The organism is Cedecea neteri, from assembly GCF_000758325.1.
Classification (GTDB): Bacteria; Pseudomonadota; Gammaproteobacteria; order Enterobacterales; family Enterobacteriaceae; genus Cedecea; species Cedecea neteri_B.
Map to the genome: position 1 here is coordinate 4171183 of NZ_CP009459.1, position 15625 is coordinate 4186807.

14 protein-coding genes are annotated in these 15625 nt (G+C 56.8%); 2 read left to right on the forward strand and 12 right to left on the reverse strand.

Features of this window, described 5'->3' with window-relative positions; genetic code table 11:
* Positions 1 to 57 precede the first annotated feature (57 nt).
* Together yeiB and folE are read right to left on the reverse strand one after the other, a co-directional pair.
* A complete protein-coding gene (gene yeiB, locus LH86_RS19455) occupies positions 58 to 1215 on the reverse strand; it encodes a DUF418 domain-containing protein YeiB (protein ID WP_039304895.1) in 1158 nt (385 codons plus the stop codon).
* Between the two features lie 18 nt (positions 1216 to 1233).
* Entirely contained in the window at positions 1234 to 1899 is a 666-nt protein-coding gene (gene folE, locus LH86_RS19460; RefSeq protein ID WP_008455254.1) for a GTP cyclohydrolase I FolE, read from the reverse strand.
* A 238-nt stretch (positions 1900 to 2137) separates the two neighbouring features.
* On the opposite strand from folE, the gene fghA reads away from it, so the two are divergent.
* The gene (gene fghA, locus LH86_RS19465; RefSeq protein WP_039304898.1) at positions 2138 to 2974 is read left to right on the forward strand and encodes an S-formylglutathione hydrolase; all 837 of its coding nucleotides are present in this window, start codon (positions 2138 to 2140) and stop codon (positions 2972 to 2974) included.
* 653 nt (positions 2975 to 3627) lie between these two features.
* On the opposite strand, the gene cirA is transcribed toward fghA, so the two are convergent.
* The 10 genes from cirA to yieE all read right to left on the reverse strand — a co-directional run bounded on the left by cirA (position 3628) and on the right by yieE (position 14443).
* A complete protein-coding gene (cirA, locus tag LH86_RS19470; RefSeq protein WP_039304902.1) occupies positions 3628 to 5598 on the reverse strand; it encodes a catecholate siderophore receptor CirA in 1971 nt (656 codons plus the stop codon).
* A 126-nt stretch (positions 5599 to 5724) separates the two neighbouring features.
* Complete coding sequence (locus LH86_RS19475) at positions 5725 to 6513, reverse strand: ABC transporter ATP-binding protein (RefSeq protein ID WP_156107048.1); 789 nt, start codon at positions 6511 to 6513, stop codon at positions 5725 to 5727.
* Entirely contained in the window at positions 6510 to 7586 is a 1077-nt protein-coding gene (locus LH86_RS19480; protein WP_008459946.1) for a FecCD family ABC transporter permease, read from the reverse strand. Before LH86_RS19480 ends, LH86_RS19475 begins: the two co-directional genes overlap by 4 nt.
* A 15-nt stretch (positions 7587 to 7601) precedes the next feature.
* Positions 7602 to 8717, reverse strand: coding sequence for an ABC transporter substrate-binding protein (locus LH86_RS19485; RefSeq protein WP_039306413.1), 1116 nt, complete (start codon positions 8715 to 8717; stop codon positions 7602 to 7604).
* 180 nt (positions 8718 to 8897) lie between these two features.
* On the reverse strand, positions 8898 to 10367 hold the full coding sequence (locus LH86_RS19490; protein ID WP_039304908.1) for an amino acid permease: 1470 nt from the start codon (positions 10365 to 10367) through the stop codon (positions 8898 to 8900).
* Positions 10368 to 10556: 189 nt separating this feature from the next.
* The gene (locus LH86_RS19495) at positions 10557 to 11294 is read right to left on the reverse strand and encodes an amino acid ABC transporter ATP-binding protein (protein ID WP_039304913.1); all 738 of its coding nucleotides are present in this window, start codon (positions 11292 to 11294) and stop codon (positions 10557 to 10559) included.
* The gene (locus tag LH86_RS19500) at positions 11275 to 11931 is read right to left on the reverse strand and encodes an amino acid ABC transporter permease (RefSeq protein WP_039304915.1); all 657 of its coding nucleotides are present in this window, start codon (positions 11929 to 11931) and stop codon (positions 11275 to 11277) included. The genes LH86_RS19495 and LH86_RS19500 overlap by 20 nt, the downstream gene beginning before the upstream one ends.
* The gene (locus LH86_RS19505; RefSeq protein ID WP_039304918.1) at positions 11928 to 12596 is read right to left on the reverse strand and encodes an amino acid ABC transporter permease; all 669 of its coding nucleotides are present in this window, start codon (positions 12594 to 12596) and stop codon (positions 11928 to 11930) included. Before LH86_RS19505 ends, LH86_RS19500 begins: the two co-directional genes overlap by 4 nt.
* Before the next feature lie 10 nt (positions 12597 to 12606).
* Complete coding sequence (locus tag LH86_RS19510) at positions 12607 to 13392, reverse strand: transporter substrate-binding domain-containing protein (protein WP_039306416.1); 786 nt, start codon at positions 13390 to 13392, stop codon at positions 12607 to 12609.
* A 184-nt stretch (positions 13393 to 13576) separates the two neighbouring features.
* Positions 13577 to 14443, reverse strand: coding sequence for a DNA-binding transcriptional regulator YeiE (gene yieE, locus LH86_RS19515; RefSeq protein WP_039304921.1), 867 nt, complete (start codon positions 14441 to 14443; stop codon positions 13577 to 13579).
* Between the two features lie 125 nt (positions 14444 to 14568).
* Here yieE and LH86_RS19520 point away from each other — a divergent pair, with 125 nt between their 5' ends.
* Positions 14569 to 15618 (forward strand): YeiH family protein, encoded by a 1050-nt coding sequence (locus LH86_RS19520; protein WP_039304924.1) that lies wholly within the window; start codon positions 14569 to 14571, stop codon positions 15616 to 15618.
* Positions 15619 to 15625: the final 7 nt, after the last annotated feature.

Genomic DNA, 15625 nt, shown 5'->3' on the forward strand with positions numbered 1-15625 from the left:
CGATCACAGTGATGAAAGCGGTTACATACAATTCGTTAACCTTTGTGACGAATATCATTATCTCCGTGCTTTGCGCAGCGCATCCCCTGAAGCTCGTGCGGTTAACTGTCGCCAGAGCCACTCTATCGGCCCCTGGCGGAAATAACGCAGCCAGGTAACCGACAGCAGGATGTTCACCGCCCACACGACAGGGACAAATGCCAGCAGCGAGAGACGGTCAAATTTCATATATAAACCAAAGTGATAGAACAAGGTTGTGCAGATAACAGTTTGCAGCAGGTAGTTGGTTAGCGCCATGCGCCCGACGCAGGCAATCCAGCCCACCAGCCGGAAGCGCGAAAGCTTAGGCCAGAATCCCCACGCCAGCGCGGCGTAGCCAATGGCCTGAAACGGTGCGCTCAACTCACGCGGGGCCTGTAACAGCAACGCACACCAGCGGGAATCCCATTTCAGGTGCCACTGGGCCAAAATTGCCGGCAGATTAATCGCCATGCCGATGACGATAAAAATCGCGGCGGTTCGGCGATAATGCCTCAGGCTAAACTCCCCTTTCAGCCAGCCGCTGCGCATCAGTGCCGCGCCAATCAGCATCATGCCTGCCAGCTGCCAGCCGTACTGTGCGCCCAGTGCCACCAGGTTTGAAGAGAGTAAATCCGCGCGGTTGCTGATAGCTTCCACGCCGCCACCGAGCTTCCACCACTGCTCATATTGCAGGTTGGCCGCATCCGGCACCCAGGAGCGGTTAAGGCCGTCACCTGAAATCACACCGAGCAGCACCAGCACGCCAATGCCGATGAGGTACAGCACGACGCCGGTATTAAACAGCTGTTTTTGCCCCGTCGCGTCACGAATCAGCCGCCAGCACACCAGCCCGGTCAGGCCGTAAGCCAGCAGAATGTCGCCATCCCACAGCAGCAGCGCATGCATAAACCCCAGCAGCACTAACAGCGTCAGCCGCGACTGGATCCAGCGTGAGCCACGAGCGAGCAGCATTTGCAGCCCCGCCCCAAAGAGCAGCGCAAAAAGCGTGAGGAATTTAACTTCGGCAAACAGGTCCATCACCGCCCAGGTCCAGGCGTCGCGGGAGGTTATCTCGCCATACCAGGCCGGGTTGAGATAAGCCGCCTTCGGCAGGCCAAAGGCGACAATATTGAGCAGCAGAATGCCCAGGATGGCGGTACCGCGGACGAAGTCCAGGGTGACATTTCTCTCCACGGATACCTGCCTGGGGGATTAATTGTGGCGTACTGCGCGCAGGAACTCCTGACGCGTATTCTGGCTGGACTTAAACAGGCCGCCGAGCGAGGTGGTGGTGGTCGCGCTGGTGGCGTCTTTTACCCCACGCGCTTTCACGCAGTAATGCACGGCATCAATGGACACCGCCACGTTGTTGGTGCCCAGCAGCGTTTGCAGCGCAATCAGGATCTGCTGGGTCAGGCGTTCCTGAACCTGCGGACGCTGAGCAAAGAACTGCACGATGCGGTTAATTTTGGACAAGCCAATGACGGTATCTTTCGGGATATACGCCACGGTGGCTTTCCCGTCGATGGTCACAAAATGGTGCTCACAGGTGCTGGTCAGGGTGATATCACGCACGGTGACCATTTCATCCACCTTCATTTTGTTTTCAATGACGGTGATTTTTGGGAAATTGGCGTAGTCCAGGCCAGAGAAAATCTCATCGACATACATTTTGGCGATGCGATGCGGGGTTTCCATCAGGCTGTCGTCACTCAAATCGAGATTAAGCAGCTGCATGATTTCCGTCATATGAGCGGCAATCTGGCTTTTACGGGTTTCATTATCCAGTTCACGCAACGGCGGACGCAGCGGCGTTTCCAGACCGCGCGCAACCAGCGCCTCATGAACCAGGGCGGCTTCTTTTGAGAGTGATGACATGCTGTTTTCTCCTGCAGGTGTGGCTGACCTCTGCCCTTCATGGGGCAAAGTGTCCGCTTATTGTGCGGCAGCACGTGCTTAGAATCCAGTAGTGCCGGGCATAATTATTGAAATCGAAAATACCGTTCATTGCCTGAGCGGGCGAGAACAATACCGTTGCGGCCATAATGCGGGATGGCTAGACTCAGGTGAAGTGAAAGTTGTTCATAAGTCTTGAAAATAGATAAGGATCCTCTGGATGGAATTACTGGAAGAACACCGATGTTTCGAAGGCTGGCAGCAGCGCTGGCGCCACCCGTCCACCGTACTTAACTGCCCAATGACGTTCAGTATTTTTCTCCCACCTCCGGCAAGCGCCTCGCCACCACCGGTGGTTTACTGGCTTTCCGGGCTAACCTGTAACGATGAAAACTTCACAACCAAAGCAGGCGCACAGCGCGTGGCGGCCGAGCTTGGCATTGTGCTGGTGATGCCGGACACCAGCCCGCGCGGCGAAGAAGTGCCAAACGATGCAGGCTACGATCTCGGCCAGGGGGCGGGCTTTTATCTCAACGCGACACAGCAGCCGTGGGCCACGCACTTCCGCATGTACGATTACCTGCGTGACGAACTGCCGCAGCTGATTGCAGAGAACTTCAGCGTCAGCGAGAAAGCCTCAATCTTTGGCCACTCCATGGGCGGTCACGGCGCGCTGATCATGGCGCTGAAAAACCCCGGCCGCTTCCGCTCGGTTTCTGCATTTGCGCCTATCGTTAACCCGACCCGAGTGCCGTGGGGGCAAAAAGCTTTTAGAGCCTATTTGGGTGAAGATGAATCGTTGTGGCAAGAGTGGGACAGCTGCTGCCTGCTGGGTAAAGCCTCGCCGTCGGCACAGCTGCCCATGCTTATCGATCAGGGGGATGACGATCAGTTCCTCGCCGACCAGCTAAGGCCGGAAGAGTTTGAAAAAGTCGCGCAGGAGAAAGGTTGGCCGCTGACGCTGCGTATTCAGCCGGGCTGCGACCACAGCTACTACTTCATCGCGACGTTTGTAGAGGATCATCTTCGTTTTCATGCGGAGTATTTGCGGGGTTAGGGAGTGCCCCCTGCTCTTAAAATGAGAAATCTGCTACTCCGCTGTTTTCCGTTCACCCAAAAATCTGTTTTCCCTGCACGTTCCCAGCACGGTGAACGTGTCAGGGGGATAACGCCATCCCCCTGACAGCCCCCGACGATCGCTCTCTTTCGCTGTTCCCGACAGCTCAACCCCGCCTGAGTCGGGTCATAACCGGGGGCAATGAGAGCCGGGGACACATCTTCCCCTCACCCCGGCCCTCTCCCCAAAAGGGAGAGGGAGAAAACAAAAGCCACGGGAAACATTGTTTATTCCGTCTCCCTTCCAGGGAGAGGGTTAGGGTGAGGGTAAAAAAACAGAAGCGGCACTGCAGTTGAAGTCATCACCAAATAGAAAGCGAGGCTCGGTTCCGGCTTAAATCGCCTCCGTTTTCTCTCCGACTGGCCAGGGTCCGGCCGTCGGGAACGCATCTCAGCCGACCCAGGACTGGGAGATAAAATGGAGGTCTGCCGCTTCAGCGGTCGATTTATTTCGCCGGGAGTCCGGGTTCTTAGGGGAGTGACGGTGACTCCCCTAAGACGTTCACCAGTACAGGAGCTGTAGATAAAACAGGACTGGAAGTGAACGGAACTTCAATCGGCTCTTATGAAAGAACAGATAAAACTATCTACAACTTAGAAACTATAATCCAGCGCCATAAAGTAGCGGCGACCGTCTTCGTTATAGCTGTAGATATCACGATTCAGATCTTTGTCGCCGAGGTTCAGAACCCCTGCCCGCACCTTCACGTTCTTCGTCGCTTTCCAGGCTCCGCCCGTGTTCCACACGACGTAGCCACCCGGCGTTTTATCCGTCGCGGATACCGCACGCTGCTTGCCGGTGTAGTTCGCCGACACGTAGAACGACCAGTCATCCAGCGGTGCCCAGTCCACGGTGCCGTTGGCGGTATGGAACGACTGCTGCTGCAGCGGTTTATTGCCACCGTTGCTCAGGTCGCGCCCGTCGTTATAGGTGTAGTTCAGCGACAGCTTCCACTGGTCGTTAAACGGTATTTTCAGCTCGGTTTCTACGCCGCGAATACGCGCTTTGTTCACGTTGTAATAGCGGAAGATCGGGTTACCGCTCTTATCAAAGCCCACAAAGTTTGAGTAAGACGGCGCCACGCTGCGGTTCGCGGTACGCTGGATATCAATCATATCCTCAACGTTGTTCTGGAAGGCGGTTACGCTGCCGCTTACGCCGTCCAGAATGCCTTCGTCCCCGGCGTAATACAGGCCCAGCTCAAAGCTTTCGCTGGTTTCCGGCTTCAGGTCAGGGCTGCCGACAATCTGGCAGGCGCCACGGCAGGATTTACTGGTCCAGTCCGGGCTAAGCTGCAGCAGAGAAGGCGCTTTGAAGGCCGTGGCCCAGCCACCTTTGACGGTGACAGTATCGGTCGCGTTATAAACGAGATAGGCCCGCGGGCTCCAGTGGTCACCGTAGGTTTCATGGTCATCCATACGAATGCCGGTGGTCAGCGCCAGCGGCTCGAAGATGCGCCATTCGTCTTCAATAAACAGGGCGTACTGGCTGGCCGAGGTTTGCGAGCTATTGCCGCCGGTAATATTCACCGGATCGCTCAGCTTGTCGTGCCGCCACTCCCCGCCGAAGGTCAGGAACTGGTTGATGTCGCTGAGCGGCAGCACCAGCTTGCCATCGAGGCTGTTGTTGCGGGAGGTGATCGCCCCGCTGTTGCCCGGATTCAGGTTATCGATTTTGTCGCCGTAGAAACGCAGTTCGGTATTGCCGAAGCCCCAGCGCCCGTTATGGCCGAGAGAGTAATCCTGACGTTCGATGCGGTTCTTATCCAGCGAATCAGACTCCCTGTCCTGGCGGTCAAAGCCATAGCCCACGGTGACATCCTGATTATCAGCCGGGGTCCAGGCAAACTCGGTGCTGGCGTTGCGGGAAGTGAAGCCTTCAATCTGCGGCGTCAGGCCGCTGGCGTTGGTGGTCGATGCCTGCTGGCCGTCCTTCTGGCGCTTACCCAGGCTGCCGTAGACTTTTACACCCAGCACGTCGTCAATCAGCGGGCCGCTGGTGAAGAAGTTGCCGTTGTAAGTGTCGCCGCGATCGCGGTGTTCCTGCACGGTGGAATCTACGGTGAAGGTGCCGTGCCACGCTTTGCCGACTTTACGGGTGATGATGTTCACCACGCCGCCCAGGGCATCTGAACCATAGAGAGAGGACATTGGCCCACGCACTACTTCGATACGCTCGATGGCATCCGCCGGGATCCAGTTCAGATCGAAGTCGTTATGGCGGAAGACCGCATTGCGGGAGTTAACGCGTTTGCCGTCCACCAGAATCAGGGTGTAGCTGCTGTCCAGGCCACGCAGGCTGACGCCCCGGCGGTTATCCCCTTCATTGGTCAACTGGACGCCAGGCACGTTCTGCAGCACATCTTTCAGGTTATTAACCGGTTTTTTTTGCAGTTCGTCCCGGGTGATCACGCTGATACTGGCGGGCGCATCTTTGAGGTTTTGTTCAGTGGCAGATGCGGTGACAACGAGGGTTTCTTCTCGATCGTCGGCGATGACGGGGAAAGCCAGACCGAGCACAGACGCACAAAGTCCTCCCCGGACAATGGGATTCAACCTTAACATTTCTTTCTCTCCATGAGGTGAATTACAAACGAAACAAACGTTTAGCGCTCACATTGCACTATGCGCCAGCGACTACATTGGCCGCCGGCTGCATACTGTGTTCCTTAGTATTCCTGAAATGCGTTGTTATACGGTGGGCGTTTCCACCAGGCCGTCGATCAGCACCTGGGCAACACCCTGCGAGCAGCGTTCAATGCGCCCCTTCACGCCGTAAACCTGGGCCAGGCTACGCGGAGTAATCACCTCCTCCGGTTCGCCGCTGGCAACCAGTTTGCCGTCGCGGAGCATGAGAACGTGCTCGCTATGGCGTAAAGCAATATTGATATCGTGCACAACCACAACGGTGACGATATTACGCTCGCGGGTTTCGCGGGCGACCAGATCCATGACGTGGAACTGGTAATTCAAATCCAGCGCGCTCAGCGGTTCATCGAGCAGCAGCAGGGATGGACGACGAATCAAAGACTGCGCCAGGCCAACCAGCTGTTTTTGCCCGCCGGAAAGCTGGTCGAGATAGCTCAGCGCCAGATGCGAGATCCCCAACTGTTTCAACAGTTCCATGACCTGTGCTTCGCTTTCGGCGCTGTGGCGGCCACCGGACGCGCGCTGCGCCACGATAATGGACTCCAGCACGTGCAGATGCACACCTTGCGGCAGAGACTGCGGCAGATAAACCACTTTTTCGGCGCGTTTGGCAAACGGCAAAGCCATCAGGTCTTCACCGTCAAGATACAGCTGCCCTTCCGCGCGATTCAGGCCCGCTAACGAACGCAGCAGCGTCGATTTCCCGCAGCCATTCGGCCCCAGCAGTACGGTGATTTTGCCGCGCGGCAGCGCTGGCACGCTGAGGTTTTCGATGATTTTACGCTTCGGGTAACCGGCGTTGAATGCATCAATCTTTAAGCCCTGCATCACACGTTCCCCTTATGGCGCAGAATAATACTCAGGAAGAACGGCACGCCCACCAGCGAGGTAACAATCCCCACCGGAATAATGACGCCAGGGATAATGTTTTTAGAGGCGACCGACGCCAGCGACAGCACCAGAGCGCCGACCAGCACGCTGCCCGGCAGGTAGAAGCGGTGATCCTCGCCAAACAGCATACGGGCGATGTGCGGTGCCACCAGGCCGATAAAGCCGATGGGGCCGACAAACGCCACGGACAGCGCGGACAAAATACTGATGCGCAGCAACGTGCCTAAACGCAGACGCTTTACGTCGATGCCAAAACTGACGGCGCGATCTTCGCCCAAGCGCAGCGCGGTCAGCTTCCAGGAACTCAGCATTGAAATCGGCATGATGATGGCGAAGGCCAGCAGCAGCACGCCGAGCTTGTCCCAGGAGGCGCGCGCCAGGCTGCCCATCGTCCAGAACACCAGCCCCTGTAACGTGTCTTCGCTGGCGATAAACTGCAGCATCGACACCAGGGCGTTAAAGGTGAACACCAGCGCGATACCAAACAGCACCACGCCGGAACTCGCCACGCGGGTCCAGCGGGTAATGGCGTCCAGCATCAACGCGGCAAACAGCGCAAAGACGAAGGCGTTGGCGGAGATAAACCACTGATCGGGCACCCCAGGAATACCGATGCCGAGAATGATTGCCAGCGCGGCACCAAAGGCCGCGGCGGAGGAAACGCCGAGGGTAAACGGGCTGGCAAGCGGGTTATTGAGGATGGTTTGCATCTCCGCCCCCGCCAGGCCCAGCGCCATACCGACCAGCAGCGCCATCAGCGCATAAGGCAGACGAATGTCCCACACGATCACCCGCGTACCGGCGTTAGCGCTGGCCGGGTCAATCAGAGTCTGCCACAGCGTATCCAGCGGCAGCCCGGATGGGCCAAGGGTAAAGTCCAGCAGCAGCGAGGCGAAAATCGCAATAACCAACGCCCCCATCAGCAAATAGCGGTGGCGTAGCACCTGCTGGTAGCGCCCCATAATGGTGGCAGGCTGCGCCTCGTTTGGCATTGGATCGGTGGTGGCACTCATTAAGTCTTACCTTCGTTACTTCTTAAGATCGGTCCAGTACGTTCCCGTTGGTTCGACCGCCAGGAACTGTTTATAAAGTTGCTGCATTGTCTGTTCCGGGTTCACCTCAGCAAACTGCTGCGGATGGAACCAGGTTGCCATCGCCTGAATCGCCAGGATGTTGTAAGGCGAATTGTAGAAATTGTGCCATACGCCATAGGCGCGCCCTTCTTTGACCGCCGTTAACTGGTCAATGCCTTTACGTTCCAGCACGCTCTTCAGGCTGGCCTGTGCCTCGGCTTTCGTAGCCTGCGCGCCAAGCACTACGCCCGGCGAGGTTGAGCCTGGCGCTTTACCGCCGCTGGCAATATAAACCTGTGGGTCAGCGGCAAGCACTTTTTCCAGGTTGACGGTGCCCAGCGCGCCCGGCAGCAGGTTTTTGGCAATGTTCGTGCCGCCCGCCAGGTCGATGAAGTCGCCCATGTTACCTTTGCCCGCCGAACCGCAGCACTCTTCCATGGCAGCCGCACGCAGTTCGATGAACACCGATGGCTTGTCTTTCTCCGCCATCTTGCCGGTGACGTCGGTAATTTTTTTCAGGTTTGCTTCATAAAAGGCGATGTAATCATCGGCCTGTTTCTCGCGATGCAACACTTTGCCCAGCACGCGCATGCTCGGCAAGGTATTTTTCAGCGGCGAGGTACGAAAATCGACGAAGACCACCGGAACGCCCGCTTTTTCAAGCTGGGAGACCAGCTCGCTGTGGCGGCCAGGGCCGTGACCAGACAGGCCAAAAATCGCCACGTCCGGGTGCAGAGTCAGCACTTTCTCCGGGCTGACGCTGTCGGCGGTGGTGCTGCCAATCAGCGGAATATCGTCAATTTTCGGGAATTTCGCTTTGTATTCCGCGTAAGTCTGCGTGTCTAACTTACGGAAGTCGCCCTGCCAGCCGACGATACGGTCAATCGGCTTTTGCCCTTCCAGCAGCGCCAGGGCATAAAACAGCCGCCCTTCCCCCAGCAAAATACGGTCAACCTTCTGCGGGATGGTTACTTCCCGCCCGACGATATCGGTCACCGTCGCGGCCAGTGCGGCAGGCAAACCGGCGGCGGTCAATGCCAGAGCCAGACAAATATTCTTGAATTTAATCATACGCTTCACGCTAACACTCCTTCGTTCCTTAAAGAATGGCGTTAACGATAAAGCAAATGATAATGGTTATCAATTTAATTGTTCTCTACTATAACCTGGAGGAATTATTGCTGGCGAGAGCGAAATAAAAAAGGGCGTGATGATCACGCCCTTTAAAGAGTAACTTATTGTTGCTAAGGCTTATTTCTCACGAAATTTCGGGAATTCCATTTCGCTGTAGCGCACAAAGCGGCTGCCCTTCGTTATCTTGTAGCCAAACCAGATAGCCAGGAACAGCGGGATGCCGATATAGGTCGCCGCCACGCCGCCCCAGTCAATGGTGTCCGACAGGAACGCTTCGTAGTTCTGGCCCAGGGTGATGATCAGACACAGCACGAACGCGAAAATCGGCCCAATAGGGAAGAAGCCCGAACGGTACGGCAGGTCGTTAATATCGTTGCCCTGCAGCACGTAGCCGCGACGGAAGCGATAGTGGCTGATAGCAATCCCGAGCCAGGCAATAAAGCCGGTCATCCCCGAGGTATTCAGCAGCCACAGGTAAACGGTCTGGTTGCCAAACATAGAGGTCAGGAAGCACAGCGCGGCGATAACGGTGGTTGCATACAGCGCGTTACGCGGCACGCCGCCTTTGGACAGCTTAGAGAAAATACGCGGCGCTTTGCCGTCGCAGGCCAGGGTGTAAAGCATACGCGTGGAAGCGTACATGCCTGAGTTACCCGCCGACAGTACCGCCGTCAGGATCACGGCGTTCATGACCGCCGCCGCAGACAGCAGGCCCGCATGCTGGAACACCAGAGTGAACGGGCTGACACTGATGTCTTTCACGTCATTACGCAGCAGGCTTGGATCGGTATAAGGAATGATCAGGCTGACAATCAGAATCGCGAACACATAGAACAGCAGGATACGCCAGAACACCTGACGTACGGCGCGAGGAATGTTTTTCTCCGGGTCAGCGGACTCCCCGGCAGCAATCCCGATAAGCTCGGTGCCCTGGAAGGAGAAGCCGACGATCATCGCCACGCCGATCATTGCGGCAAAGCCTCCGGCAAACGGCGCGTCGCCGGTTGTCCAGTTGCTCCAGCCTACCGGCTGTGCCCCTTTGAAAATACCCACGATCATCATCACACCCACAATGATGAAGATGATGACGGTGGTCACTTTTATCAGCGAGAACCAGTATTCCGCTTCGCCAAAGCCTTTAACGGAGATCCAGTTCAGCAGGAACATAATGCCCAGGAACAGCGCACTCCAGATCCAGCCTGGGGTGTCCGAGAACCAGTAATTCATCACCAGCTGTGCGGCCACGAGGTCAACGGCGATGGTCACCGCCCAGTTGTACCAGTAGTTCCAGCCAAGCGCGAAGCCGAAGCCGTCTTCAACGTATTTCTGGCCGTAGGTCGCGAAAGAGCCGGACACCGGCATAAACGCCGCCAGCTCGCCAAGGCTGGTCATCAGGAAGTACACCATCAGGCCAATCAGCATATAAGAGAGCAACGCCCCGCCCGGTCCTGCCTGTGAAATTGTTGCCCCAGAGGCAACGAAAAGCCCCGTGCCGATAGATCCGCCGATGGCGATCATCGTCAGGTGGCGCGCCTTTAATTCGCGGCGTAAGCCAGGCGCTTCTGTCGTTTTATCTTGTGAAACCATAGGAAATTGTTGCCTATCCAAAAAATGAGGCAAGATTGTAACAAAACGTCTTTGTTCAGATAGCAGAAATCCCGGGTTATAAGAGAGCTTCATGATCGCCCGGCGATTATTAGCAAGTCGCTTATCAGGCCGATAAGTTGAGGGGAATTAAAAAACCGCCGGGGCAATGCTCTGCCCGGCGGTCAAAGATTAGCCCAGCCCGCGCACGGACGAAATAAACTGCTGCAGTTCCTGAGTCCGGGGCCTGGCGAAGAAAGACTTGCTCTCCCCCTGCTCCCACACTTTACCCTGGTGCATAAACACCACGCGGTCGCCGACCTCCCGGGCAAAGTTCATTTCGTGGGTGACCAGAATCAGCGTCATGCCCTCTGCCGCCAGCTGTTCCAGCACTTTCAGCACTTCGCCCACCAGTTCCGGGTCAAGCGCCGAGGTGATTTCATCGCACAGCAAGACTTTTGGGTTCATTGCCAGCGCACGGGCAATGGCCACGCGCTGCTGCTGGCCGCCGGACAGGTTAGCCGGGTAATAATCCACCCGCTCGCCCAGGCCAACTTTATTGAGCATCTCCAGCCCCAGCTCGCGGCATTCGGAGGCGCTTTTATTCAGCACCCGCCGCGGCGCCAGCATCACGTTTTCCAGCGCGGTCATGTGCGGGAACAGATTAAAATTCTGAAACACCATCCCGACGGAGCGGCTGATTTCACGCGCCTGCGACTCGCGGTCGGTAATGGTCATCCCGCCCAGCTTAATGCTGCCGTCCTGATAGCCTTCCAGCCCATTCATGCAACGCAACAGCGTACTTTTACCTGAGCCGCTGCGGCCGATGATCGACACCACTTCCCCCATGTCGATATCCAGGCTAACGCCCTTCAGGACGTGGTTGTCGCCGTAATATTTCTGTACATCATTAATGGTGATGAGCGGCATTAAATTTTTTCTCCAGGTAGCGGCTGTAGCGCGACAGCGGATAGCAAAGTAAGAAATAGCCGAGCGCCACCAGGGCAAAGACTTTAAACGGCTCAAACGTCACATTGTTCAGCATGGTGCCAGCTTTGGTTAGCTCGACAAAACCGATGATCGAGGCCAGGGCCGTGCCCTTAATAACCTGCACCGAAAATCCAACCGTGGGTGCCACGGCGATACGCATAGCCTGCGGGGCAATGACCCGGCACAGCGTTTGCCCGAAACTCAAACCGAGGCAGCGGCAGGCCTCCCACTGGCCTTTAGGCAAAGCACGAATGCTGCCGTACCAGATATCCAGCAAAAACGCGCTGGTAAACAGCGTCAGGGCAAGCGTGGCCGCCGTCCAGGGGCTGACGTCAATGCCAAACAGCGCAATCCCGAAGAAAGCGAGGAACAATTGCATCAGCAGCGGCGTACCCTGAAACAGCGCGACGTAGGCGCTAATGAAGCGTTTGGGCCATTTCCAGCGGCTCATGCGCAGCAGTAATAAAGGCAGAGTAACCAAAGTGCCGCAGAAAAAAGCAATCAGCGACAGCAGCACCGTCCAGCGGGCCGCCAGCAGCAGGTTGCGCACGATATCCCAGTCGGTAAACGTCATCATCCGACATCACTCCCCAACCATTTCCGCCCTGCCGCCAGCAGCAGTTGACGCATAATTAACGACAGCACCAGATACATTAAGGTCGTCACCAGATAGACCTCGAAGCTGAGGAAGGTACGCGACTGAATGAGGCTGGCCGCAAAGGTCAGATCTTCACAGGACACCTGGGACACCACGGAAGAGCCCAGCATCACAATGATGCACTGGCTGACCAGCGACGGATAAATACGCTTCAGCGACGGCGGCAGCACCACGCGTAAAAAGGTCTGGCTGCGGCTTAACCCCAGCACGCGAGCCGCTTCCCACTGCCCTTTCGGCGTCACCTGAATCCCCGCGCGAATAATCTCTGTGCTGTAGGCCCCGAGGTTAATCAGCATCGCGATAAGCGCCGCTTCCCCGGCGTTGAGCTTTAGGCCCATCGCCGGGAGACCAAAGACAATAAAGAACAGCTGCACAACGAACGGCGTGTTGCGGATCAGCTCCACGTAGCCGCCCCACGCCAGGCTTAATAGCCCCGGCTTTCCGCTGCGAATGGCCGCCCCGGTAATGCCGATGGCCACGCCACCGACCGTCGCCATAAAAGTGAGTCCCAGCGTCACCCACAGGCCGGAGAGCAGCTCCGGCCAGTAAGGCAGCAGACCGGCAAAATCAAGTTGCGTGGTCATCCCCGGATCCTCAAGCGCCGAGGTTGGCAGGCAGCGGCGCCTGCATCCATTTCTGCGACAGGGTGTTCAGGGTATTGTCCTTCAATGCGTCACCAATCAGCTCGTCCACCTTCGCTTTCAGTGCTGGTTCGTTCTTTTTCAGCCCAATGTAGCAAGGAGAATCTTTGAGCATAAATTTGCTGACCGGCGCTTTGGTCGGGCTCTGGCGAGCAATCGCCGCCACAACCAGGTTGCCGGTGGCGATGTACTGCACCTGGCCTGAAAGATAGGCGGAGATGGTGGTGTTATTGTCTTCGTAGCGCTTCACGTCGGCGTCTTTCGGCGCGAGGTCGGTTAATACCATGTCTTCTACCGCGCCACGGGTTACGCCAATGGTTTTCCCGCTGAGCGCTTTAGCATCGGTCACCGTGCCATCTTTCGGCCCGAACACGCCGAGGAAGAACGGCGCGTAAGCACGGCTAAAATCGATGACTTTTTCGCGTTCAGCGTTCTTGCCGAGGCTGGAAATGACCAGGTCAACTTTGTCCGTCTGCAGATACGGTACGCGGTTCGCGCTGGTGACCGGCACCAGCTGCAGTTTGACCTTCAGACCTTTCGCCAGGTAAGCCGCCATATCAATGTCGTAGCCTTGCGGTTTCAGGTCAGCGTTCACCGAACCAAACGGCGGGAAATCCTGCGGCACCGCCACGCGCAGCACGCCGCGTTTTTCAATATCCTGCAGCTGATCGGCCATTACCGCCCCGGCCTGAGCCAGCAGTACCGTTGCGCCAACTAAAGAGAACAACCATTTTTTCATCGTCATGTGTAGCCTCGTCGCCTGATTGAAACAAAAGATTCTTTGAATTCAATTCTGCAACTAATGTGCCAAAGAAGATGAATCGCGAAGATCGCTGCTACATTGCGGTGAAAAAGAAGTTAACGGGCGGGAGATTGCCTCGCAGCCACACCCCAATCAGGTGCAGCCGCAAGATTTTGGTGCATTATGCTTCGCAGTAGCGCAGAAAACGCAGCAGCGCGTTAGAGATATGCTTCTGGCGATGGTGGATCCGGTACAGCGTCCGCACCAGACGAGGGAGGGGAATAGCCACTTCAACCAATGAGCCGCTCTCCAACTGCTCGGCAATCACCCGGCGGGACAGGCAACTGATGCCCAGCCCGTGACGCACCGCATGTTTGATCGCCTCGGAATTGCCCAGTTCCATGCCCAACTGGAACTCTGGCAAATGCGAAAGCAGTAAATAGTCGACGATTTCGCGGGTGCCTGAGCCGCGTTCACGCAGGATCCACGGCTGTTTGGCCAGGTTTTCCAACGTGACCGGCTGGTGCACCAGCGGGTTGCCCGGCGAAGCAAAGACCACCAGCTCATCTTCCAGCCAGGGCTCAGTGACCAGCTCCGCCATGTGGCACGGGCCTTCTATCAGGCCGATATCGACGCGAAAATCTGCCACCGCATTGATCACGTCCTGGCTGTTGCCGACGCTAAGCTCCAGCGGCAGCTTCGGGAAGTCGCGGCGATAGCGGGCAATCATCTCCGGCAGAATATAATTGCCAATGGTGCTGCTGGCATACACGCGGATCGCGCCGTTATCTTCCCGGAACAGCTGTTCTATTTCACCGGCCTGCTCCAGCAACCCCACGACTCGCGGGTAGAGCAGCCTGCCGTGTTCATTTACCACGAGGCGCTTTCCTACGCGGTCAAAGAGCTGAACCCCAAGCTGGCCTTCAAGATCGGCAAGGGCGGCGCTGACCGCCGACTGGGAAAGGGATAGCATCTGAGAGGCTTGCGTGGTCGAACCGCTTTTAAGCACTTCAGCAAAGACTTCCAGCTGCCGCAGCGTGATATGCATAAGAGAGATTTCCTGTGGTGGCAGCCCGTCGCTTACCACTTATAAAGATTAATTATAAATATATAATCAATTTTATTTTTATGCCAGCCAGGCGTAGCCTTTTCCCTAAGACAGAGGAGAAGGTTATGACAGCACTCACCGTACAAGCTCACCGCCACAAGCTGTGGCATTTTTTACCGGGGCTGGCGCTTTCCGCCGCTATTACCGGCCTGGCGTTATGGCTTGGCAATATTCCCGCGGTGGCCGGCGTCGGCCTTAGCGCCCTGACGCTCGCCATCCTTTGCGGCATGATAATCGGCAACACCGTGTATCCCAAAATCTGGCAGCAGTGCGACGGCGGCGTGCTGTTCGCCAAGCAGCACCTTCTGCGCCTCGGCATTATTCTGTATGGCTTCCGCCTGACGTTTTCGCAGATTGCCGACGTTGGCGTGAGCGGCCTGGTGATTGACGCCCTGACGCTGTGCAGCACCTTCGCCCTCGCCTGCTGGCTCGGCCAGAAAGTGTTTGGTCTGGACAGACAAACCAGCTGGCTGATTGGTGCGGGCAGCAGCATTTGCGGCGCGGCGGCAGTGCTTGCCACTGAACCGGTGGTGAAAGCCGAAGCCAGTAAAGTCACCGTGGCCGTTGCCACCGTGGTTATCTTCGGGACCCTAGCTATCTTTCTCTACCCGATGATCTATCCGTTCGTCAGCCACTGGTTTACGCCGGAAGCCTTCGGGATCTACACCGGGTCAACGATGCACGAAGTTGCCCAGGTCGTTGCCGCAGGCCACGCCATTAGCCCGGAAACGGAAAATGCGGCGGTTATTGCCAAAATGCTGCGCGTGATGATGCTCGCCCCGTTCCTGATTTTCTTGGCCGCTCGCGTTAAATCTCTGGCACCGGCTGGCTCAGCGCAGACGGGAAAAATCACCATCCCGTGGTTTGCGATACTGTTTATCGTGGTAGCGATCTTCAACTCCTTCCACTTCCTGCCGCAGGCGCTGGTGAATGTGCTGGTCACGCTGGATACCTTCCTGCTGGCCGTGGCGATGGCGGCTCTGGGCCTGACGACCCACGTTAGCGCCCTGAAAAAAGCCGGGGTTCGTCCGCTGCTGATGGCGCTGGTGCTGTTCATCTGGCTGATTGTCGGCGGTGCGGGCATTAACCTGGTGATTCACCACCTGTTAGCATAATTCAATA